Here is a 22,203-nt window from a genome sequence, read left to right on the forward strand (position 1 = left end):
TGTGCTTGGCACAACATGACGGAGTCATAATGAAAAAACTGATCCCTTTGCTTCTTTTACTCGTTGCTATGCCGAGCTTGGCACAACGACAATTTGATGTAGAAGTTATCCTTTTTAAACGCGCTGTGGATGCAGAAAAAGTCAGTGAATCTTGGCCAAACGTATTACCACCTATCAACCTTTCTAAAGCGGGTTCGTTTAGTGATGCCAGTTACTTAGAAAAAAAAGGGGTAACGCTCTTACCGCCTAGTGACTATCAATTAGATGCGCAAGCCGAAACGTTACAGGCGCATGCTGGTTTTCAAGTATTACTGCACACTGCATGGCGTCAAGGAGATGAAGGTGAAGCCCGCGCTCCTGTTTTTCATATTCAGGCCGGCGATGATTATTCAAGCCAATTTAATCCCGATGGCACAGAACGCAAGCAACAACAAACGCCGTCAGAAGCTGTTAATGGCGTTAATGGCGTGGTAGAACAAACCGTCGCAAACCCTTTGTATGAATTAGATGGTACGATTCAAGTCTACGTTCAACACTATCTGTATGTAAAAACCGACTTAGATTTGAAATCCCCAAGTACTCGTGAAGTCATATTGAAAGACAAGCAATTACAGCTTGAAATGAGCCCGGATGAACAAGATACAAATGTTCAACTTGGTCATTTAGAAAATGTCTCACCAGACAAAGAAGTTGAGACGTTTTTGAAGAGTTATCGGATGGATCAAAAACGGCGTATGCGTAGTGGCGAAACCCACTACCTCGATCATCCACTGATGGGTATGATCATCCAAGTACGTAAAGCCCCACAATCTGATGATAATCAGTAATAAGTTAGCTTATAAAGGCGCCCTAGGCGCCTTTTATTGATTTCAACGAGCAGATCAAGATTATTATGGTTCCAGACTTTCACATTATTACCCAGCGATTACAGCTCAAACTGATTGTATTAGATGATAATGACCAACTCTGCCAGTGTATCTGCTCGTCGCCCTCACTGCACAAATGGGTAGATTGGTGCCATGCAAAATTCAGTCATGATGAAGCAGAAGGATTCATATTAGCCACACGCCTAAACTGGGTAAAATCCGAAGCCTATGGCTTTGGTGTCTACTTAAGAAAATCCGGTGAATTAATTGGTATGGTCGCTATTAACGAGTTTTACCCTACATTTAATATGGCAAGTTTAGGGTATTGGATTCGTGATGCTTATCAACAGCTAGGGTATGGAAAGGAAGCACTGAATGCCTTGGTAGAGTTTAGTTTCAGCCAACTTAAACTGACACGTCTTGAGATTGTGTGTGATCCAGATAATCTGCCCAGCCAGCTGTTAGCCAAACAGTGTGGGGCTCAATTGGAAACGATCGCGCGCAATCGTTTCATGTACCATGATCAGCCGAAAGACGGAGCGGTTTACTCTATTATTCCAGACTAGTTCAAACTGATTATTAAGCATAAATAAAAAGCAGCTCGAAAGCTGCTTTTTTATACCAAAAATCTTAATGGAGTTTTAAATTAGGTCTTAACACTCGGTTGATGCGTCCGACTAACATCATCAAGCCTGTTTTAATCATGCCGTGCAAGGCCATCTGGTGCATACGGTACAGAGAAATGTACACCATACGAGCAATACGCCCTTCAACCATCATAGAGCCTTTCGTTAGGTTACCCATCAGACTTCCTACGGTAGAGAAACGGCTAAGAGAGACTAATGAACCGTGATCTTTATAGATATAAGGTTTCATTTCTCGACCATTCAGTTTTGCAATGATGTTTTTGAACGCAAGAGATGACATCTGATGCGCAGCTTGCGCACGTGGCGGAACAAATTTACCATTCGGTTGAGTACATTGCGCCAAATCACCAATAACAAAGATATCGTCATCACGAGTCGTTTGTAGCGTTTCTTTAACCACCAGTTGATTGATACGGTTTGTTTCTAATCCAGCAATATCCTTGATGAAATCAGGAGCTTTAATGCCAGCCGCCCATACCATGATTTTTGCGTGGATCTTTTCACCATCTTTCGTCACTAACCCATCCGCTTCCGCTTTAGTCACCATAGTAGCGGTACGAACATTGACACCCAGTTTAGTCAGTTCTTGATGAGCGGCTGCAGAGATGCGTGGTGGTAAAGCGGGAAGAATACGTTCACCCGCTTCTACAAGGTTAACGTTGAGCTTACTAGAATCTAAATCACCAAACCCGTAGTTACGTAACTCAGTGACTGCGTTATGAAGCTCAGCAGAGAGTTCGACCCCAGTTGCCCCACCACCAACAATGGCAATATCAACACTACCTTGCCCATGGCGCGCATGCAATTTAAGGAATTCGTTATTCATTTCGCTACGGAAACGGTGAGCTTGTTCAGGGCTATCAAGGAAAATACAGTGGTCACGAACGCCTTCGGTGTTGAAGTCGTTGGACGTTGAACCGATCGCCATCACAAGAATATCGTATTCCAGCTCACGCTGAGGCATTAATAGCTCACCGGAATCATCTCTTAATTCAGATAACGTAATGGTTTTTTTGTCTCGGTCGATAGACTCTAAACTGCCTAACTGGAAGTCAAAGCTATGATTACGAGCGTGGGCACGATAGCTCAATGCATCGACACCTTCATCTAATGAACCCGTAGCTACTTCATGTAATAGCGGTTTCCACAAGTGGCTAGATTTACGATCTACCAAGGTGATAGTTGCGCGATTTTTACGCCCTAAAGTGCGTCCAAGTTTGGTTACCAATTCTAGGCCACCAGCGCCACCACCTACTACGATAATGCGAGTCACTATAAAAATCCTCAAAATAAACGTTAATAATTGTGGTTCAGCCCGGCACAAACCGAACTGAAAAATTGGGTAATAGAAAAGAAATTATCCACTAATTTGAGGTGTTATCTTGTTTGAGCCACAACTGCCAATAAAAAGAACTTAATTAACATCAAAGTTTAGGTGAGTTTCATACTCACTCTTCGTTTTTTTGATATCTATCAATTTATTTTGATGGGAGTCATTATATAGGGCAAATTTTGTCACGCAACCAAAGAATGTCTCTCTTTTGCCGAATAAACCAGCAAAACCACACTAAGGACATGGAATTAAATAGGTAAAGTTAATGACAAAACTCATATTTATAAATAGAACCGGATAACACCGATTTGTAGGAAGGAAAAGTCACTGAATCAGCGAGCTTACTGCTTAGATTGAATGGCGGGGAAATAACCTATACCCAAGGCTAAATGGGCGCACTTGGGTATAAACTTCATCGACACTTTATTATAACGCGTTTTTAAATGTTTTCATTGTTTGAAGATGATGAGAAATCTTAGGGAACTTATGCGGTTGTGCTTCATCCCAAATCAGAGAGTAATAGGGTGATAGTTCTGCTGCAGAGTTACGGCTATCAAGTACACCGTCATCACGTGATAAAATGACTAAACAGCTATTACGATTGATGTCCCGGTAATCTGAACGACACTTTGTTGCTATATCATCATACTCTTCAGGCCGATCAATGACGCCTTCCATTGTCGCTTGAGGGTGTAAGTTGGGATTAAACAATACCTGCTTAATTCCGCATAAAAATCCAACGCGCTCAGACCAGTAGCCACCTAACCCTACCCCACAGATTAAAGGATTAGGATCATCACTACTTTCAATCGATTTTTGCACTTCATTTAGCAAATGTTGCATGTCATGCTTGGGATGCAGCGTACTGTAACTAATAAAACGAACATCGTCGTCGATAAACTGCAACTGCATTATTTTTTCGTGATTACCCGGACTAGTTGAATCAAAACCGTGTAAATAAAGAATCATAGGTCCCTGCTCCGCTCCATTGGCAAACTGGTTAAAGTCATTTTATCTAGATAAGTATCTGTTTACTCTACCCAAGCTTCATGATGAAACAGTGATCCTAATTACATAAACTCTGTTTTAACTGTGTCGCTTGTTCTAAGTAATACTCTTCTCCACGTAACTGATAAGCGAGCAAGTACCACAACAGCCCCATCACTTCGGTACGCGGTAACCAACTTTTTACACCATCGATCCACTCATCAACTTCCATGATATTCATTAACTGACAGTAACGGGCCACAGATGCGGGGAGGTTTTCGTCAGCGGCAACAATGCTTAACGCCAAATCTAAACAAGGGTCTGCAATTCCGGCATATTCCCAGTCAATAATTTGGATACTGTCGTCATTTTTGACTAAGTTATAACCTCCCAAATCAAAATGGCATAAGCAGGTACGATTTAAATCGACTGCAGGTGGCAAACGCCATGTTTGATACAAGCTCTCCAGCGCTTCATCTTTGAGTTCATCACGCAGTTGAAGCCAGTAATGATCGACACGAGCGGTATAGTTAAAAGGCGCAATTGGAATACGTTGCTTGTCGAGTAAATGAATGCGAGAGAGACATTTTAACACGGTATCAAAATCCGCTTCTTGTTCAAGAGAATGACCATCTCGCCATGCGACTAATAAACCTTGGTCATTAATAAATGCAGCTTGGGGAGCAATATTTTCCTTCTCAATAGCCTTAAGAATTTGATATTCCTGAAAACGTGAAATAGAAAATGCTTGTGTGATAGAAGTGATAGGACGCCATACAAACGCTCCTTTAACGGGACAGACAACCTTCCAACACCGGTTAGTTAGGCCTCCCGTAAGGGTTTGTGCATAATCGGGGACAACATCAAAGAAACGAGTCAATGACTGCAGTGAGGGATCCAGTTGACATGCTTCTGCCCAGCCAATCCTTGCCATTGACCGTCTCCTTTATATTAGCTCGCGCACTTATAAGCCAAATAGGCTACGTTTCTCGTCTTTACGGATTTCAGTTTCATCCGCCCACTCTATCAAGCCTGTGCGAATGTCCATAAGACGCATTGTCATCTTGTAATAAACGTCTTTGTCACTGCCTGAGTTTTTCACAATACTCGAGAGGTTACCGTATAGCATATATTGAGCACCAACCATCTTACCAAATTGAATCGCTGAACTTTGATTGACTAGCTCATCATTATTTTGGAATTTAAGCTGTTTACGAACAGACTCAACTCGTCCCATATCCACAAAGCGGAACTTACCAGAATTAAGCATCTTGGTACTGATGGTATCGGTAATTGATTCCGTATCGATATGTTCACTGGTTTTATTTTTAATCCGTTCTACAAATACGATGGGGCGTTGATTTTGAGTAATCGCCGCCACAGAGCCAGACATCATCATGCTATCAACCATGTCTGAGGCAATTTTTTGCAGGTCAGTCGACCCAAAATCTGCAGTCACAGTTTCTACACCTTGAGCGTCTCCGTAAGAGACCTTATTCGCACACCCACCTAATAAAACGGCTAAGCCAACGACTGCCCAAATACCTTTTTTCATTTTGGATCCTCAAACTCTATAAGGTTATTGATTATACTGTCGAATTTGCACTCTAAATTGAGTTCCCTTCGGTTTAACCGAAACTTCAGATAGTGATACTGTTTCACCACCATGGATCACGACTTGTTTCCACGGAGCGGGATTGATATTCACTTCAAGCCCATCGTCATCATACCAATAGAAACGGTATTGAATAGATTGATCGCCATTGTATTCGCTTATTAATCTCACCACTCCTCGAGCATGACCATTGATTTGCGTGGTCGTGATATCGTCTACCCGAAGTCGACTACCAAGGACATGGTCACCAAACAGCACGCGCTGATTTGCACCATCAACCTGTAATCCAGCAGTGTTGTTAGCACATCCCGCTAATCCTATTACGGCGGCTAACGCCACAAGCCACATTTTCATCATAATCGTCCCAGTTCTTTGTACCAAAGGGTTGAATTTGCTCCCTGGCGAGACAGCCATACCAAGGTTGTTCCTTGTGGAGTCACTTTAAATGTATACGTTTTCGCCCCAACCTGCAGAGTTTGTTCTCCCGCATCAACAACTGTGCTTGATGCATCAACTCTTGCAGGCAGCGTTAACCAACTTCGCGTATCAGGTTGTTCAGTCAGTGCATTCCAAACATTAAACACCAAGTTACCGAGATCATTGCCTTGGGTGGTACTGCGACGTAATACATCTTTAGCGACCACACGTAATACCTGTCTGACAATAATTGTTGGTAAGCGTTCACTTAGGTCCTGACTTGCCATAGTATTTACATCTGCCAACAATCGATTAGATACCGTTACCTGGTTTAATGTGATGGATTCACTCTCTCTATCCGTTTGATGGCGGTAATAAGGTAAAGCAATAGAATACAACGAGGTACCACTGCTTCTGTCAAATAGTGGTAAGGATAACTTCCAACCAGACAATGGTTCCACAACACCTTGCTCATCCAAAATAATGACTCGCCCCTGAGACTTGCTCAATGACTTGGGCTGACCATATTGCTTCTTCAACATCACCAAATCTTGCTGCATGCCAAGCTCCTTCGCTACGCGTAAGGTTCCATCAATCACAGCAGGATTATTCGGTGCCACCGCGAGCGCACGCCGATAATCCACATAGGCATCATTTAAGCTACCATCCGCTTCATACAAAATTGCTGATAAAAGAAATAGGTAGCCATTTTGCACAGCTTTCAATGTGTTTCCTGCATCGGGATAACGAGCAAGCACCGCGCCAATATTAGGAGAGATTCCCTGAGATTTCATCTTATCTTGAGCGCGTTGTAATTCCTGTTCTCTACGTTCCCGCGCCGATTTTTGTACCGCATTGGCACGGCGCATTTCAACCAGCGCATCCTCTAGTTTACCTTGCTTGAGATAGTTAAGTCCCAGATAAAGGTGCAAGAAACCGAGCTCATAGTCAGGTGGAGTATAAGTATTTAAATTATCATTAATGGCCAGAGAACCAAGACTAGTCGCACTTTGAGACAAAGAAATAACCGCTTGCTCCTGCTGCTCTTTCACCGCTTGGTCTGCTTTATCTAAGCTTGCTAAACTTTGAGGATACTGCTGATCTAGAAAATAGACTCGGCCATACTCCATGTTATCGAGTATTGGACCTGCGATACCATCATCTAGTTCATCAGAAGCTTGTGCGTAGTCACCTAATTGCACCGCTTGGTATAGATCTTTGTTTTGAGCGCTGTAATGACTAAATAAGTTACCCGCACTAAAGTTAGCACAACCACTTAATAGTAAACTGACCAGCCCCAACGAGACATATCTGCTATGTGTCGCCACCTACTACTCCAACTCATTACATGAAAAAACACCCGCCGAATGGCAGGCGTCTTGAAAATTAACTCATTAACAATGGTCCTAATGGACGTCCACCTAAGAGGTGCATGTGAATGTGATACACCTCTTGGCCACCATAAGAATTGGTGTTCACGATAAGACGATACCCATCTTCAGCAATCCCCTCTTCTTTGGCAATTTTACGCGCGACAGTAAACATACGCCCAAGAGCAAGTTCATCCTCTTCTTCCACATCATTGACGGTTGGAATCAGTTTATTAGGAATGATTAATATGTGGCTAGGCGCGCGTGGATTAATATCTCGAAACGCAGTGACCAGCTCGTCTTGATACAAAATGTCTGATGGGATTTCTTTACGAATAATTTTGCTAAAAATAGTTTCTTCAGCCATGAATTCACTCCATGAGAATAAAGTAGGTACATAATGACTAACGAGTATGCGCTATGGGGATTTAAAGCTCAATCAAAAAACAAAGACTCTTGATATCGACCGCAGCGCAAATAGTTTGATGAATAAAATCATGAACTAATTCCTATACGAGTGTCTAAACGATAACTAGCGTAGAAAAAGAAGTTACCCGCTTCGTTGGGTTTGTTACCAGTATTGAACATACATGTTAAGCTCGCGTCAAAGATCATTCAATCTCTCGGTTTTCTCGTCATTGAACCTTGTTTTTTTCTCGCTTGGTCGTTATATGATTACTAAGTGCTTGCATCCTATCCTTTTATAAATTCAGACTGTGCAAGCCATACATGAGGATAAGAATTCATGAGCATTCATGTTGGCATTATCGATCAGGATCCCATTCGCCTGATTACTCCGGTTTTTGATAGCCGGATTGAGTGTCGCCACATCATTTTTATTGGGGATGATTCACAACAAATTATGTTTGAACGCCTCAGCAACGTACTTGCTGGTAGAGGCATTCAATCTGAATTCTTCACCATCCCTTCGGTTAGTAATATCAGCGAAATTAAAGCCAGCATTCAAACGTTAGCGAAAGATTTATTGAGCCGCAAAGAAGAAATTCAACTGAATGCGAGTTGTGGGCTTCGCCACCGACTTCTCGCGGTTTATGAAGTATTCCGGTCTTATCATTGGCCAATTTTTGTTGTTGAGCCGAGCAGTGATCAACTTTGTTGGCTTTATCCAGATGAAAATGAAGATACGCAAGTTCAGGACCACATCACTATTGCTGATTATTTAACTATTTTTGGTGCTCGCGGAGAATTTACTGAACACAATGTATCCCCCCAACTGGATTTAAAACTGTATGAGTTAGGAGAACGGTGGGCGAGTAATGCGCTTGAATTAGGACCAGGTTTAGCAACATTAAACTATTTAGCCACCACCTGCCGCAAAGAGCAGAAGCTCGATGTGGAGCTATCCGAAAAGCAGCAAGGCTATCGAGAACTCAATATGCTGTTAGATGACCTCGTAGAAACCCAAATTGCTACGTATGAAAACGGTATCCTTACGTTTGCCAATGAAGATGCGCGTCGTTTTTCCAACGGAGAATGGCTAGAGACTCTCGTTCATAGTACCGTGAAACAGATTCAAGATGATTTACCAACTATTCAAGACCGTTCACTTAACGTTCAGGTTTATCGCCAACTTGGCGACCGTGAAGTACGTAATGAACTTGATGTAGCAACAGTCGTTAACAACAAACTGCATATTATAGAATGTAAGACAAAAGGGATGCGTGACGACGGCGATGACACTTTATATAAATTGGAATCATTGCGCGATTTACTTGGCGGTCTGCAAGCCCGAGCAATGTTAGTTAGCTTTCGACCTCTGAGACATAACGATATCACTCGTGCCGAGGACTTGGGGCTTGCTTTGATTGGTCCAGATGAATTAAAAGATTTAAAACATCATTTAACACTGTGGTTTAATGCTGCAGGTGGGCATGAAGAACTTTAGTCATTAACTTTTGCTATCCTCACTAATACCAAAAATCCCGCCATTTGGCGGGATTTTTGGGTCATCGGCTACAAAAACGATTAACTATCGTCTTCCGTAAAATTAGACGGTAATGTTTTTTTCATCTCATTCCACAGATGTGCACTATCAATACCGTATTGACGAATCACGTTAGGCAACATTTCACTTGATCCACTCTCACAAATAGAAAGGAGCTCTTTGTAAAATTGCAGCGCTAATGCACACGCTTTCGGGTTAGAGAAGTAATAACTCCCCACACGGTCATACAATTTTTTCAATCCATTAAAAATCAAACCATAAATCTGATTGCCAGAATGAAATGCGAGTCGTTGGAACAACATGTAGTCGTAGAAATTAAACGTGCGAGCTTTTAGATCAACCTGACGCTTTTCTTCATCACACTCACCATCAACTTTCACTTCCTGAACGATTTTGTCCGCATAAGGGGACTGCGCCAAGAAATCATCCCATGATTGAGCACCGAGAAGCGCTTCGCAGGACTCAATCACGTTTTGAATAGTGCGCTTTGAAGTATCACGATTGACCTTAAAAGCATAGCGCATAAAGATCGGGCTAATGTTGGTACGCGCTGCGAGTAAATCTTCAACAATGCTGGTTGCGTTATCGGCATCTAACGTCATTAAAGTATCTAGGATATGCAAACCTGACGTTTCCATAAACTGATTGACTTTCGTCGGTTTACCATGCTGGATCGTCAGCCAACCATCACGAGCAAGGCGTTGTAATACTTCACGTAACGTTGTTCTGGTCACGCCTATTAGTTCAGACAATTCACGCTCGGCGGGTAAAATGGAACCAGGAGGGAAACGTCCGTTCCAGATACTTTCAATAATGTATTTTTCAGCAAAACCTGCTGGGCTTTTTGCCTTAATGACCATTAAGTACTTTTCCAGTTTTTCTATTTATGGGTCTAGTGTTACTCATCATACCACTATCTAAACGAGAGCGGAAACAACCATCGATAAAGTTATCAAAATGTCCTTGGGAAGGATCTTTTTTGAGTGTTTTGTTATTAACTTGTTAGTCTATACCATTAAAAACAAAGGCTTTTATGTATCAAATTATTACAAAACGGCGAACCAATCACCACGCAATTGACAGTTTTAATATTACAACGAGACAATAAAAGCGATAAGCCTCTCTTTAAGAACATTTTTCTTGTGACATGCATCAAAGCCTAAATAGTAAATTAGAAGATTCTGTTCTTCTCGAACCTTTTGCTAAGTTTGTGATATGCTCGTAAAGATTTAGCGCACGTTATAAATCAAACCGTAACCTATAAGCTTAATTATTATAAGGCTTATTTTTAATACAACATCTAGCTGCTAACACAGTTCTAGTCTATTTTTTAAAAGATATCATTGATCCGTCAGTGGGATAGATTGAGTTACTAGTTGTAAAAATGACACTATTAACGAATCTTGTGGCTTAATGAGGAATAACTGGACATCAAGGAACGAATCGTAATGTTACTGCACACATTCCTTCACTTTTCGTTTAATTCTCCATAAGCCAAAATTAAATCGATGCGATAAATGTTGTCGATTGAAAGATCAATGGAATAGACAAGTTTCTTTTAGCCGCAGTTTGACAGTCTTACAGTATCCATGCGTTGAGCATATAAAGGCTTGGTCATTCGCAATGTCTAAACATAACTACAAGAGATAAGAGTAATCATCATGCCAATATCGTTAGGAAACGCTTTTATCAAAAATTTCCTTGGCAAAGCACCTGATTGGTACAAAGTTGCCATTATTGCATTCCTCATCATTAACCCGATTGTGTTCTTTTTAATCAACCCGTTTGCAGCCGGTTGGTTACTCGTTGTGGAATTTATTTTCACCCTAGCAATGGCGTTAAAATGTTACCCATTGCAACCTGGGGGACTACTGTCCATAGAAGCTATCATCATAGGTATGACAAGCCCAGAGCAGGTTAAACACGAGCTGGTCAACAATATTGAAGTATTGTTGCTACTGGTCTTTATGGTTGCTGGTATCTATTTTATGAAGCAGTTACTGCTGTTTATCTTTACTAAGATACTGCTCGGAATACGTTCGAAAATCGCTTTGTCTGTCGCCTTTTGTATCTCAGCTGCGTTTTTATCAGCTTTTCTTGATGCATTGACTGTAATAGCTGTCATCATCAGTGTTGCAGTTGGGTTCTATTCTATTTATCACAAAGTCGCGTCCGGTCAGCAATACAACGCTTCGGGACACGATCATACAAAAGACGAACAAATTACCGAAATCACCCGTGACGATTTAGAAGAGTATCGTGGCTTTCTCCGCTCGCTATTAATGCATGCTGGCATTGGTACCGCGCTCGGCGGTGTGACGACGATGGTGGGTGAACCACAGAACCTAATTATTGCGGATCAAGCTGGGTGGCTATTTGGTGAGTTTATCCTACGTATGGCACCAGTAACGGTTCCTGTTTTTGTCTGCGGTATTTTAACTTGTATTCTGGTCGAAAAATTTCACCTATTTGGCTACGGAGCACAGCTACCAACTAATGTACGTCAAATTTTAGTCGACTTTAATCTCGAAGAACAAAAAACCCGTACTAATCAAGATGTCGCAAAATTAATCATCCAAGGCCTCATTGCCGTATGGTTAATCGTCGGGTTAGCCATGCATTTAGCTGCGGTCGGATTGATCGGATTATCTGTGATTATCTTGGCAACTGCTTTTACAGGAGTAGTTGAAGAGCATTCACTAGGTAAAGCCTTTGAAGAAGCATTACCTTTTACTGCGCTATTGGCTGTATTCTTCTCAGTAGTAGCGGTCATCATTGATCAAAACTTATTCACCCCTATCATTGATTGGGTCTTGCATATCGAAGATAAAGGCACGCAGTTAGCTCTGTTTTATGTCGCTAATGGTTTGCTATCTATGGTATCGGATAATGTGTTTGTGGGTACCGTATACATTAATGAAGTGAAAACAGCCCTGATGCACGGTGTTATTTCATCTGATCAATTTGCGTTACTCGCAGTGGCTATCAATACCGGTACCAACTTACCATCGGTTGCTACCCCTAATGGCCAAGCCGCTTTCTTGTTCCTATTGACTTCGGCTTTAGCTCCTCTCATTCGATTATCGTACGGACGAATGGTCATCATGGCTCTGCCTTACACGATTGTACTGGCTGTTGTGGGTTTATTTGGCATTGTATTCTTAGTTGATCCAATAACGAATTACTTCTATGACATGGGCTGGATTGTCCATCACGCATCCAATGCGATAGGAAGTAGTGTGCCAGGGCATTAATATTTGCCTCAGCAATGAAACTAATTCAAGATTAAAGGCTCTGAAATATCAGAGCTTTTATTTTTTAAGGATAGGAATGTGAACACTCTTTACCCTATACGTACTTTTTCTCTTCAACGCAAAGCTTGGATACTACTTTTATTTTGTATCATTTTCTTCGAGTCTTGTGCGCTGTTCTTCCAACATGTCATGAACTTAGCACCTTGTGTCATGTGTATCTATGAACGTATTGCCATGCTGAGTATTGGTATCGCTGCGATTATAGGCGCCATAGCCCCTCAAAACGGCTTTTTCCGGTGGGTAGGTCTTGCTGGTTGGGGAATTGGAGCTATCAAAGGACTCACACTGGCTCTACAGCATGTTGAATTTCAATTGCATCCCTCTCCATTTCACACCTGTGACATTTTTGTCACTTTGCCGAACTGGGTGCCCCTGAATAAATGGATGCCATGGATGTTTAAAGCCTACGGGGATTGTAGTGATATTGTGTGGCAGTTTTTAAGCCTTTCAATGCCTCAATGGCTGGTTGTCGTATTTGCCGCTAACCTTGTTGCTTTGGCCATCGTAATTATCGCTCAATTTAGCCGTAAGCCAAATACGTTGCGGTAATCCAAATCAGAAACGTTGCAGTAGTTCTTAAATACAAAAGAGGCGCTAATTGAATTAGCGCCTCTTTTGTTATCTGTGTTTAACTCATGTACATCTAGTCACGAATTGGAGCCGGGGCTAACACCTCGCGATTACCATTATGTCCAGGTGCACTCACAATACCTTGAGCTTCAAGCTGTTCAATAATCCGAGCAGCTCGGTTATAACCGATTTTAAAACGACGTTGAACACCGGATACGGAACCACGTCGTGATTCAACTACATGCTCGACAACCTGATCGAAGAGAGGATCCACTTCTTCATCAGAATCCATCTTTTCTCCAGGTAATAAGGCTTCAGGTCCTTGGTCACCCGACGTAATTTCATCGATGTAATTCGGTTTTCCTCGTGCCTTCCAGTTATTAACTACCGCATGCACATCTTCATCAGATGCAAACGCACCGTGGACACGTTCTGTATGGCTAGACCCAGCAGGCAAATAAAGCATATCCCCCATTCCCAATAGTGATTCAGCCCCACCTTGGTCAAGAATGGTTCGTGAGTCTGTTTTCGTCGATACTGTAAAGGCAATACGAGCTGGTATGTTAGCTTTAATCAAACCAGTAATCACATCAACTGATGGGCGCTGTGTTGCCAAAATCAAATGGATTCCCGCGGCACGAGCTTTTTGGGCCAGGCGAGCAATCAATTCTTCGACTTTTTTACCTACTACCATCATCAAGTCGGCGAACTCATCAACGATAACGACAATATAAGGTAATTTTTCCAATAATGGAGGTTCAGGATCCATGCTGTCTCCTTCTCGCCATAAAGGGTCATGAATCGGATGCCCTGCTGCTGCCGCTGCTTTCAACTTCTCATTGAAGCCTTTCACGTTACGTACACCAAGCGCCGACATTAACTTATAGCGACGTTCCATTTCACCGACACACCAACGTAATGCGTTTGACGCGTCTTTCATATCGGTCACAACTTCAGCTAACAGATGCGGTATACCTTCGTAAACCGAAAGCTCCAACATTTTCGGGTCAATCATGATAAAACGCACGTCTTCTGGTGTTGATTTATACAACATACTCAAAATCATAACGTTCACACCAACTGATTTACCAGAACCTGTTGTACCTGCGACCAATACGTGTGGCATTTTTTGCAGATCGGCCACAACAGCCTCACCTGCAATATCTTGCCCTAATACCACCGTTGTTGGTGATTTAGATTTGGTGAACTTCTCGCTATTAATCACATCAGATAAATACACCGTTTGACGAGTCATATTCGGCAATTCCAAACCAACATAAGGCTTACCTGGGATCACTTCCACGACACGAACAGCCATCGCCGACAATGAGCGAGCTAAATCCATCGATAAACTAGAGATGCGACTTACTTTAACACCTGGGGCCAAATCGAGCTCAAAACGAGTAATGACCGGACCAGGGAAAATATCAACCACTTTTGCTTTAATTTTGAAATCAGCCAATTTCGCTTCGACTAAACGGGCAATATCTTCTAACGCATCACGATCAATAAAGTCTTCACGCTTTTCTGGATGGTAGAGAAGTTCTAGTGTTGGCATCGGCTCGGTTGGCTTTGGCAACACTTCTTCTTTCTTCATCAAAAATGGATTCTGCTCAGCGGCCATGTTCGCTTGGGCATCAGACACCATTGTTTGGAATGCTGTGACATCCGCATCTTGAGTCTGTTGCTCAGCCACTTCGTCAGCAGCAGGCGCTAAAGTTTCATCGACAACGGTTTGTTGTTCAATCTCTGGTGAAGCAGAGAAGGTAGGCTCATCATCTATAATGTCAAAATTCGATATCTGCGGTGCATTATCTTCGATGTCATCAAACTTACCCAATGTTTGAGCATCTTCTAATGACCCATCGTTTGGTGAATGAGTATCCCATGGTAGCTCTTCATCTGATGCATAATCATTATGCTCACGAGCGTCCATATCGAGCTGTTCAATCGTGGCATTTAACTGCTTACTGCGAGGCTCGTATTCCTCTTCTTCGTCATAGCTATATTGAGGCTCACTTTGTTGAGCAACTGCTTCATTACGGCGTTCTGGGACATGAATGTTAAAACGACGTTCAAGAGGCTGAGCGGCTGGCTTATCATTGTCCTCAGCCGCTTGAGAACTCATAGATGGAGACAAAAGAGCGTCATGCTCATCCGGTTCTTGTTCACTAGCAGTCGTCAATTCCTGACTTACGGCTTCGGGTAGTTCGGTGTCGTCTTGTACTACGTCAAACTGTGGCTCTGTCAGGTTAGGAGTAATCACTTGCTCTCCTTCCCCTCTCATGCGATTAAGCACCCACTGAAAACCCGAAATACACTTTTCACCCAAACGTTCCACAATGCGTAACCAAGAAATACCCGTAAGCAAAGTAAAACCGGCTCCCCACATAAACAACATAACCAAGGTTGTACCTAATACGTTGAGTGTGGGTATGGAGAGGCTGGTAATAACATCACCAATCACACCACCTGATGAGAAATTCCATAGATCATCGAAATTGATATCAGCCAGAGCACAACTGGTAATCATTAAGATTACTACGCCGAGTAAGCGTGTGCCCCACAGCATCAAGTCGACAGGCTCATCTGGCGTTCTTTTACGAAGAACAACCCATGAACCAATCGTGAATAGGAAAGGAATGCAATACGCTAGAGAGCCAAATATGAAAAATAGCGTATCCGCCAGCCAAGAACCAAGCATCCCTCCAGCGTTATGGATATTACTTCCCCAAGCCGTTTGCGACCAGGAAGGATCTGCCGGACTGAAAGTAAATAAAGATACGGCTAATAGTACTGATGCTAAAACCGCTAGTATCAGACCACACTCTTTTAATCGTTCAATACCATTAAGACGGAAAAACGACGATTGTTCGCCCGTTTTTACAATGGTTTGTACTTTTTTCTTGTTCTCTCTGAACATATACCAACTTGATCATGACTTTGCCAAATATGGTAAACACTATACTCATATTCGTGGCGTTAAAACAGTTCGAGCGGCCGGAGCCGCTCGGTTTGTCAGAAGATTTAACCACACCTAGGTCAAAAACCCAATTAGCCAAAGTCAGAATGTGGCAAGAAGTTACACTATTGCGTGTAACTTCAATTAACGAGTTTTAATCACTAGCTGGTTAGTTTGTTTTACTTCTTCCATTACAACGTAAGTACGAGTGTCGTTTACACCAGGTAAACGTAATAGTGTGTCACCTAATAGTTTACGGTATGCACCCATATCCGATACGCGGGTTTTTAAAAGATAGTCAAAATCCCCGGAAACAAGATGACATTCTTGAATATCATCTAATTTTTGTACCGCAGTGTTAAACTGCTCAAACACATCAGGAGCACCGCGGTTCAGAGTAATTTCTACAAACACTAACAATGAAGCATCAAGGTATTGTGGATTAAGTAACGCTGTATAACCTGTAATGTAACCTTGACGCTCTAAACGACGTACACGTTCCAAACATGGAGTCGGTGATAGACCGACTCGTTTAGATAACTCTACGTTTGATATACGACCATCTTTCTGCAACTCATTAAGTATATTGCGATCAATACGGTCTAGATCCTTGGACGGCTTCTTATAGTTGTCTACCATTTTTTTATTCCACCTTTTAACTTCCTTGCAAACATATATGCTACAACTTATTAATATTTAGCATCAAATATAACAACACACTAACTATACTAGTGTTAAATTTGCGCTAGCACCCTATAAATAGTTAATACAACCAAACCATTGCGGGGGTTCAGAATGATCATTGGCGTACCAAAAGAAATCAAGAACCACGAATACCGAGTCGGGATGATTCCTGCAAATGTCAGAGAACTCATCTCTCAAGGTCACCAAGTCATTGTGGAGACAAATGCCGGTATTGGTATTGGCATTTCAGACGATGAGTACATCGCTGTAGGTGCATCCATTCTTCCCACTGCCGCTGACGTTTACACGCAAGCAGAGATGATTGTAAAGGTTAAAGAACCTCAAACTAACGAACGGACAATGCTAAGAGAAGGGCAAATATTATTTACTTATTTGCATCTTGCACCGGATTTTCCACAAACCGAAGCACTCATTAAAAGCAAAGCCATCTGTATAGCCTATGAGACTGTAACAGATAATATGGGACACTTACCACTACTAGCGCCTATGTCCGAAGTCGCCGGGAGAATGTCGATTCAAGCCGGAGCTCAGATACTCGAAAAGTCTCAAGGCGGACAAGGTTTATTACTCGGAGGAGTACCCGGTGTAGCACCTGCCAATATCCTTATACTTGGCGGTGGCGTTGTCGGAGCAAACGCAGCGAGAATCGCAGTAGGTATGCGAGCCCATGTTACAGTCCTTGACCGTAATCTTGACACATTACGCAGGTTAGACCAAGAGTTTCAGGGGCGAATTCAGTTACTTTATTCCACAAAAGAGGCAATTGAGCAACAAATACTCTGTTCGGACTTAGTTATTGGGGCGGTTTTAATCCCAGGAGCGGCTGCCCCTAAATTAATTTCAAAGGAGCATATTCAAGCAATGAAGCCTGGTTCAGCCGTGGTTGATGTGGCAATTGACCAAGGAGGTTGCTTTGCAACGTCATACCCTACCACCCATGATGATCCAACATTTATCGTGAACGATGTCGTGCATTATTGCGTAGCAAATATGCCAGGGGCAGTAGCCAAAACCTCTACATTCGCGCTTAATAACGCAACCTTGCCCTATATTTTGGACATCGCCAGTAAAGGTTATCGCCAAGCGTTACTCGACAATAAAGGACTAAGACAAGGCCTTAACGTGTATTTTGGCCAAATAACGTGTAAAGAAGTCGCCGACAATTTCGGTCTCGATTACATTGATGCTTTAACAGCACTACAGCAATCAAACCAGTGACACATTATCGTTTTAAACGCGCCTGAATGAGAAAATTACGAGGAGTAAGCAAGCGTGAACAAAATTCTGTGATAACAACGTGATACCCAGCATCTTCAAGATATAGTGCTCGGTCGAAGATCAGCCACCACTCAATCATCCGGCGAAAAGCGTGCTGAACTAGGCTCGCTTTTTCCATTTGCTCAAAACGAACGGCTCCTAACTTCTCGTAAAAAACAGCCTGTTCTGCGCTGGGTTGTGGCCACCCTTTTAACTCGCAAGCCCACTGACAAAAAGCATGGAAGCCTTCACTCAACACCGATTTTTTAATACTTGGTACCGAACAATAAACGTCACTTCCCAATACTGACTTAACCCACAGGTCAAGGCCTAAACGAAATGTCATTTCTTGTTGACGATGACGCTTTACCCGCTGTCCTCCTGTAACCGTTTCTTGCAGTGGAATACGTAATTCTTGCCTCGTAAAATTCAATTGAGAATGGCGAGCACTACGTGATAAAGGACGATAAAATTCGTCTTTTGTTAGATGATAACAGCAGGGAGAAAATGAGATACCTTCAGACTTTGCCACCACCGCATGCTCTAGCATGCGCAAATGTAAATCGCCACAAGCATGAAGTGCGACGACATGCTGATGATGAGTAAACCAACGTTTAGCCTCTGGCTTTAATGCATCACCTTGGCAAAAGGTCATATCTAAATGATGCTGATTAGCGAAATCCTGCCCATCATCACACAAAGCCTGCTGTAGTTCGACGCTTGTCACCACACCTTGGTGCTGATTCGCTAGGAAACGTCCTAGATACCCCTTACCAGCACACCACTCTAACCAAGGAAACCCGCGGATACCATCGGTCGATATTTGTTGTGTTAGTGCAGTAATTTGCTTTAGCTTACGCCCTGGAATTCCCACGCTAAGAGGTTTGGTATCAATCGCTAAGGGGGACTCATTATCATGATGAGAAATGCTGTCTTCTAAAGCAAAGTAGTGTTCTGATATGCCTGGAATCCAACATTCTAACGATTGCAGCAAACTGACGAAATTAGACTGATACTGTTCAAGGTCAGCAAAAGTCAAAGCATCTAACCATTCATTCAGTTCAGGGTGACTTAGTGCCCAAGGGTAAGTGGTCTTATCTTGGCAAAAAAATGGCTCAAAACGCCAAAAAAGTTGGTGTTGGGTAAGAAATTGATCTAATGCTGAAAATTTTTGCTTCATACCGCACCTTTCGAAGTTGGTGCGGCATTGTAAAATCCTACTGCAAAAGATCAATCAAATTTTACGCTCAATATTTAGCGTGTCGGTAATACGATATCTTTAAACATTTCATTAATTTCAGAGTTGGACTTCAAAGATATGGCTTGTTCTACAACAGGTCTTGTCAAATGGGGAGCGAACAGTTCCATAAAGTCGTACATATAAGAGCGCATAAATGTTCCACGCCGAAAACCAATACTGGTAGTACTCGCGCCGAATATATGTCGTGCATCTATTGCGACCAAATCGTCATCTAACGTTTTATCCACGGCCATACTCGCAATGACCCCGACACCGATTCCCATACGTACATAGGTTTTAATGACATCCGCATCTGTAGCGGTAAACACCACTTTTGGCGTCAACCCTTCGCGATGAAAAGCGTTATCCAGTTCAGAGCGCCCTACAAACCCAAACACATATGTCACCAAAGGATAAGCCGCCAAATCGGCAATGCTTACCGTCTCTTTTCGAGTCAGTGGATGGCCTTTAGGAACCACTATCGAACGGTTCCAATGATAGCAAGGCAGCATCACAGCATCTTCATAGAGATGCATCGATTCTGTCGCGATAGCTAGGTTTGCATCGCCTTTGGAGATCGCATCTGACATCTGGCTGGGTGTTCCTTGGTGCATGTGTAACGACACCTTAGGGTATTGTGAGGTAAATTGCTTGATTGAATGAGGAAGTGCGTAACGAGCTTGGGTATGGGTGGTTGCGATATGGAGGGACCCCATTTCAGGGTGTGTATGTTCGCCGGCGACCGACTTAATACTATCGACCCTCGATAATATTTCCGTCGCTATCCTGACGATTTCATCTCCTGCTTGCGTGACCTGCGTTAGATGCTTACCACTACGCTCGAAGATTTGAATCCCTAATTCATCTTCCAGCATCCTAACTTGCTTACTTATTCCCGGTTGAGAGGTATATAAACTTTCAGCAGTTGCTGATACATTTAAGTTATGATTGACCACTTCAACAATGTATTTTAACTGTTGTAACTTCATGAACTATCCCGCTTTTCCCTAAAATGGACACAACGCTTATGACACATTGTTTATATTAAAGAGTTATAACGCGTTAAGCGCATAAATCAAAGGGTAAAGCACAATTTGTCACGATAAATGCTAATCTTTTTACTGTTCTTATGGAAAATTTGCCAAGTGTCGCCCAAACTCAACATTCAAGAGCAGTTTTCTTATGATAAAACAGTAATAATAAAAATTGTAAATTTGTGGGTGTAGTGACTGGCAGGGATAGTGTATCCTTACTAGTTGTTGGTCATTCAAACGATGAAGACTTGGAATTTATGAATATTGGTTTAATTATCGCCCTTGTCGCTGTTTTACTTATTTTAGTGCTTGGGTATAACATCATGCTGCAGTATAAGGTTCGCTTAGAGTCGACAAAGAAGCAAGAAGCGGCAAAGTATATTGCTATTATTGATGCCACTGAAGATCTTATCGGTAATGCTCATCATATGCCGTTTAGCAAAGATTTGTTAGTTTGCTTAAACACGAGAATACTCGATGCTCTTGAAGCAATGCATGAACTTGATCCAAAAGATAAGAATTTAATGGGTCGCATTGAAAATATGCGTTCTCAAGTGGAAAACTTGAAAAACAATCACCCTGGAACTGAAAGTACCTCATTTAAAGTACCAAGTAGTGATAAACAAGCTCTACTGATGCTTAAATTGGTGAAGCGGCTACGTGATACTATTCGCAGTGAACATAACAAAGGCCGTATCGATACTCAGGCTTTTGTGACTGAAAATGCGCGCTTAGAGAACATTCAGATTCGTATCAACATTGAAAACGTGATTAAACGCGCTAATGATTCGATTGTTCGCGGTCAACCTGGTACTGCTTTACAGTTGTTACGTAAAGGTATTGATGTTTTAAGTTCAAAAAATGATAGCTATTCTAACCAAGCACGTGAAAAGCTACAGGGAATGTATGACGAGTTAGAACAGCGTCGCCAATCAAAAAGTGAGCAAGAGCTCCATCAGATTGAAGCAAATGAACATGACAGCGATATGGAAGCGCTGTTTGGTGAGAAGAAAAAGTGGTAGGATTCATCGCCTGCTCAATTCTTTGATAGCAATTGATTTAAATTTTAAATTCCCACAAGAAAGAGGCCGTTAACGGCCTCTTTTATTATTCGCGACTATGATTACTCAAGATAATATCCAACAGCTCCTAACCCCTATCAGCCACTTTTTACAATGTGAAACGCCAGATAGTTGGATTACACAAGCCAAAAAACCAGAAAACTTACGAGTCTTGCTACTCGATCACCTACTTTGCGAATTAAAAGCCGGCCAATCTGCCATGTACTTAATTCGTAAATATGCCGTTGATCAAGCGAGTCAGCATTCATTATTGGATTGGTTTAAGCCCTATGAAGATTTCGCCTATCGAGGTATTGGCTCGTTAGAAACATTAAAGGGAAAGAGTCAGATTTCAAAATCAATTATGGCAAAGTCAAACTCGCCGTATAGCCAAGATTTGATTGATAAAATGGTGCTGCTGATAAAAGAAGAATTACATCATTTCTATCAAGTGCTAGAGATTATGGATACGCGTAATATCGCTTATGAGTCTATCCCTGCCAGTCGTTACGCTAAGGGCATGTTATCACACATGAAAACCTACGAGCCGGCTACCTTAATCGATAAACTCATCGTTGGCGCCTACATTGAAGCTCGCTCCTGTGAGCGGTTTGCCAAGTTAGCCCCTCACCTTGACGACGATATCGCTAAATTCTATGTTTCATTACTACGCTCTGAAGCCCGCCACTATCAGGATTATCTTAGCCTAGCTCAGCAGATTTCTCCTGACGATATTAGCGATAGGGTCGCCTACTTTGGCCGTGTTGAAGCAGATTTAATCACCACCCCAGATAGTGAATTTAAATTCCATAGTGGTGTTCCAGCCTAACACCTCCTTTTTTACGCATAAAAAAAGCCA

At 42.2% G+C, this 22,203-nt stretch carries 20 protein-coding genes; 8 read left to right on the forward strand and 12 right to left on the reverse strand.

The features are described from left to right. Positions 1 to 29 precede the first annotated feature (29 nt). Together F9817_RS06305 and F9817_RS06310 are read left to right on the forward strand one after the other, a co-directional pair. Positions 30 to 827: a peptidoglycan binding protein CsiV gene (locus F9817_RS06305; protein ID WP_161154104.1), complete on the forward strand. Its 798-nt coding sequence runs from the start codon at positions 30 to 32 to the stop codon at positions 825 to 827. 65 nt (positions 828 to 892) lie between these two features. Further along, the gene (locus F9817_RS06310; RefSeq protein WP_161154105.1) at positions 893 to 1,432 is read left to right on the forward strand and encodes a GNAT family N-acetyltransferase; all 540 of its coding nucleotides are present in this window, start codon (positions 893 to 895) and stop codon (positions 1,430 to 1,432) included. Positions 1,433 to 1,496: 64 nt separating this feature from the next. On the opposite strand, the gene F9817_RS06315 is transcribed toward F9817_RS06310, so the two are convergent. From F9817_RS06315 to hinT, 7 genes are all read right to left on the reverse strand, one after another. Further along, positions 1,497 to 2,786, reverse strand: a complete 1,290-nt coding sequence (locus F9817_RS06315) for an FAD-dependent oxidoreductase (protein ID WP_161154106.1) — start codon at positions 2,784 to 2,786, stop codon at positions 1,497 to 1,499. A gap of 486 nt (positions 2,787 to 3,272) precedes the next feature. Further along, on the reverse strand, positions 3,273 to 3,815 hold the full coding sequence (ycfP, locus tag F9817_RS06320; RefSeq protein WP_161154107.1) for an alpha/beta hydrolase YcfP: 543 nt from the start codon (positions 3,813 to 3,815) through the stop codon (positions 3,273 to 3,275). Between the two features lie 97 nt (positions 3,816 to 3,912). Further along, on the reverse strand, positions 3,913 to 4,767 hold the full coding sequence (locus F9817_RS06325; protein WP_161154108.1) for a phosphotransferase: 855 nt from the start codon (positions 4,765 to 4,767) through the stop codon (positions 3,913 to 3,915). Positions 4,768 to 4,797: 30 nt separating this feature from the next. Next, on the reverse strand, positions 4,798 to 5,388 hold the full coding sequence (gene lpoB / locus F9817_RS06330; RefSeq protein WP_161154109.1) for a penicillin-binding protein activator LpoB: 591 nt from the start codon (positions 5,386 to 5,388) through the stop codon (positions 4,798 to 4,800). Between the two features lie 24 nt (positions 5,389 to 5,412). Then, positions 5,413 to 5,802: a YcfL family putative periplasmic lipoprotein gene (locus F9817_RS06335; RefSeq protein ID WP_161154163.1), complete on the reverse strand. Its 390-nt coding sequence runs from the start codon at positions 5,800 to 5,802 to the stop codon at positions 5,413 to 5,415. Continuing rightward, complete coding sequence (locus F9817_RS06340) at positions 5,802 to 7,193, reverse strand: COG3014 family protein (RefSeq protein WP_161154110.1); 1,392 nt, start codon at positions 7,191 to 7,193, stop codon at positions 5,802 to 5,804. Before F9817_RS06340 ends, F9817_RS06335 begins: the two co-directional genes overlap by 1 nt. Before the next feature lie 58 nt (positions 7,194 to 7,251). Then, entirely contained in the window at positions 7,252 to 7,602 is a 351-nt protein-coding gene (gene hinT / locus F9817_RS06345) for a purine nucleoside phosphoramidase (protein ID WP_161154111.1), read from the reverse strand. Positions 7,603 to 7,980: 378 nt separating this feature from the next. Between hinT and F9817_RS06350 the strand changes: the two genes are divergently transcribed. After that, entirely contained in the window at positions 7,981 to 9,141 is a 1,161-nt protein-coding gene (locus tag F9817_RS06350) for a DUF1887 family protein (RefSeq protein WP_161154112.1), read from the forward strand. Positions 9,142 to 9,221: 80 nt separating this feature from the next. Here F9817_RS06350 and fadR read toward each other — a convergent pair whose 3' ends face one another. Beyond that, positions 9,222 to 10,061 carry a fatty acid metabolism transcriptional regulator FadR gene (gene fadR / locus F9817_RS06355; RefSeq protein ID WP_161154113.1) on the reverse strand — a complete coding sequence of 280 codons (840 nt, stop codon included), beginning with the start codon at positions 10,059 to 10,061 and terminating at the stop codon, positions 9,222 to 9,224. A gap of 801 nt (positions 10,062 to 10,862) precedes the next feature. Here fadR and nhaB point away from each other — a divergent pair. Both nhaB and dsbB read left to right on the forward strand, forming a co-directional pair. Further along, the gene (nhaB, locus tag F9817_RS06360; protein ID WP_161154114.1) at positions 10,863 to 12,455 is read left to right on the forward strand and encodes a Na(+)/H(+) antiporter NhaB; all 1,593 of its coding nucleotides are present in this window, start codon (positions 10,863 to 10,865) and stop codon (positions 12,453 to 12,455) included. Positions 12,456 to 12,533: 78 nt separating this feature from the next. Beyond that, a complete protein-coding gene (gene dsbB / locus F9817_RS06365) occupies positions 12,534 to 13,064 on the forward strand; it encodes a disulfide bond formation protein DsbB (RefSeq protein WP_161154115.1) in 531 nt (176 codons plus the stop codon). Positions 13,065 to 13,158: 94 nt separating this feature from the next. Here dsbB and F9817_RS06370 read toward each other — a convergent pair whose 3' ends face one another. Both F9817_RS06370 and lrp read right to left on the reverse strand, forming a co-directional pair. Next, the gene (locus F9817_RS06370) at positions 13,159 to 16,008 is read right to left on the reverse strand and encodes a DNA translocase FtsK (RefSeq protein ID WP_161154116.1); all 2,850 of its coding nucleotides are present in this window, start codon (positions 16,006 to 16,008) and stop codon (positions 13,159 to 13,161) included. Between the two features lie 183 nt (positions 16,009 to 16,191). Continuing rightward, positions 16,192 to 16,686 carry a leucine-responsive transcriptional regulator Lrp gene (gene lrp, locus F9817_RS06375; protein ID WP_068714134.1) on the reverse strand — a complete coding sequence of 165 codons (495 nt, stop codon included), beginning with the start codon at positions 16,684 to 16,686 and terminating at the stop codon, positions 16,192 to 16,194. A 156-nt stretch (positions 16,687 to 16,842) separates the two neighbouring features. Between lrp and ald the strand changes: the two genes are divergently transcribed. Beyond that, positions 16,843 to 17,970: an alanine dehydrogenase gene (gene ald, locus F9817_RS06380; RefSeq protein WP_161154117.1), complete on the forward strand. Its 1,128-nt coding sequence runs from the start codon at positions 16,843 to 16,845 to the stop codon at positions 17,968 to 17,970. A 4-nt stretch (positions 17,971 to 17,974) separates the two neighbouring features. Here the strand turns inward: ald and F9817_RS06385 are convergent, their stop codons facing one another. Beyond that, positions 17,975 to 19,189 (reverse strand): methyltransferase, encoded by a 1,215-nt coding sequence (locus F9817_RS06385; RefSeq protein ID WP_161154118.1) that lies wholly within the window; start codon positions 19,187 to 19,189, stop codon positions 17,975 to 17,977. 74 nt (positions 19,190 to 19,263) lie between these two features. Next, entirely contained in the window at positions 19,264 to 20,238 is a 975-nt protein-coding gene (gene cysB / locus F9817_RS06390) for an HTH-type transcriptional regulator CysB (RefSeq protein ID WP_161154119.1), read from the reverse strand. Positions 20,239 to 20,540: 302 nt separating this feature from the next. On the opposite strand from cysB, the gene F9817_RS06395 reads away from it, so the two are divergent. Together F9817_RS06395 and miaE are read left to right on the forward strand one after the other, a co-directional pair. After that, positions 20,541 to 21,305, forward strand: a complete 765-nt coding sequence (locus F9817_RS06395; RefSeq protein ID WP_161154120.1) for a DNA repair protein — start codon at positions 20,541 to 20,543, stop codon at positions 21,303 to 21,305. Between the two features lie 97 nt (positions 21,306 to 21,402). Beyond that, positions 21,403 to 22,173 (forward strand): tRNA isopentenyl-2-thiomethyl-A-37 hydroxylase MiaE, encoded by a 771-nt coding sequence (gene miaE / locus F9817_RS06400; protein WP_161154121.1) that lies wholly within the window; start codon positions 21,403 to 21,405, stop codon positions 22,171 to 22,173. Positions 22,174 to 22,203: the final 30 nt, after the last annotated feature.

This window comes from Vibrio eleionomae (genome assembly GCF_009874545.1).
Taxonomy (GTDB): domain Bacteria; phylum Pseudomonadota; class Gammaproteobacteria; order Enterobacterales; family Vibrionaceae; genus Vibrio; species Vibrio nitrifigilis.